1 protein-coding gene is annotated in these 1444 nt (G+C 66.3%); it reads right to left on the reverse strand.

The window, feature by feature from the left end; all coding sequences use genetic code 11:
* Positions 1-785: 785 nt before the first annotated feature.
* Positions 786-1444, reverse strand: a 659-nt coding sequence (locus tag EOD07_RS34210) for a LysR substrate-binding domain-containing protein (protein ID WP_206519651.1), incomplete at its 5' end; no start/stop codon positions are given.

A 1444-nucleotide genomic window follows, 5' to 3' on the forward strand; every position in this document is an offset into this window, starting at 1 on the left:
ACCTTGGTCGCGGCGCTGATGGGCGGCGCCGGCGCATAAGGCATGTCGCCCAAAAGTGCGCAGCGGTTTTGGGGGGAACGACATGCAGCAAAACAAAGACTTAAAGCGCGTCGACGGAATCCGTTCAGCGCGACGCGCCTAAAGTGCCGCGGGGCAAAAGCGGCCGGCCTATTTCCTTTGTCCAATTGCCCTGAACTCGAAGATCGCGAGCTTGAGCCTCGCGGGCCGCGGCCGCTCGGTGAGGCCGACGACACGGACCCCACCTGTCGGCGCCGGCACGCAAGGTGACTTTCTGGCCAAGCGCCTTCTCAGCCGCTTCGAAAGGTGTCCTGGCTTCGGCCGAATGGATCGCTACGACGGCTTCGCTGTCTATCTCAGCGCAAGGTCTGATTGTCGTGCCGGGCGAGCCAACTGGGGTTCAGCGCTCTGTGGCAGAGGGTGCGCCGTAGCCGCGCAGGCCGGTTCCGTTGCAGGCCTGACAGGAAACCCGTTGACCCGGGCAATCGTCGCGCAATGCGCCGGAGGAACAGCACGTACCGTTCGACGCGACCTGCTTTTCGCACTCGAACACCTTGCCGGCGCCCAGGCACCGGGGGCAGGCGAACTTCCTGAATTCGCTCAAAGAGAGCCTCCGGCCGTTTCACAGGCGCCCGGCAACGCGCTGACCGTGCCGCGGGTTCCATGACAGACACGGTTTTCCCGCGTGCACCATATACGTTAGTAATTGCTAATATTATACCGATATCGCTGCACGCGCGGTTGGTTCGGTGGTGTTGCGGCGCGTATCAGGGCATGGGCTTCTCGCCCCCGTGGAATGGGGGAGAGGAAAGGCGACACACCTCCTTCACCAGCCCGCGCAGCCAGCGATGAGCCGGGTCGGCCTCGAGCCTCGGATGCCATAAGAGCGAGATCGTCAGCGCGGCGAGCTTCACCGGCAGCGTGAAGGTGAACAGCCCGCCGCGCAGGGTGCCGGTATAGCGCTCCGGCACGGTGGCGATGAGGTCGGAGCCGCGCGCCAATGCCAGCGCCTCGGCAAAGCCGCCGACCACGGTGGTGACCTTCCGAGTCAGCCCGACGAGTTCCAAGGCGTCGTCCACCGGGCCGCGGTCGAGGCCCCGACGCGAGATCAATACATGCCGGCCGGCGGCGAAGCGGGCGGCGGTAACGCGGCCTTCGCTTAACGGATGGCCGGCGCGCACGACGCCGACGAAGCGATCGCGGAACAGCGCCTGCGCGCGCACTTCCGGGCCGGTCGAACCGCCGACCACGCCGGTCTCCAGATCGACCGCGCCTTCGCGCATCGGGCCGCTGTCCTTGTCGGGCTTGGGCACGAAGCGCAATTGCACGCCCGGGGCTTCCTCAGCCACGCGGGCCAGCAGCGCCGGGCCGAAATTCTCGACGAAACCGTCGCTGTTGCGGAGCGTGAAGCTGCGGTCGAGCCTCG

The sequence above is a fragment of the Mesorhizobium sp. M2C.T.Ca.TU.002.02.1.1 genome, from assembly GCF_003997225.1.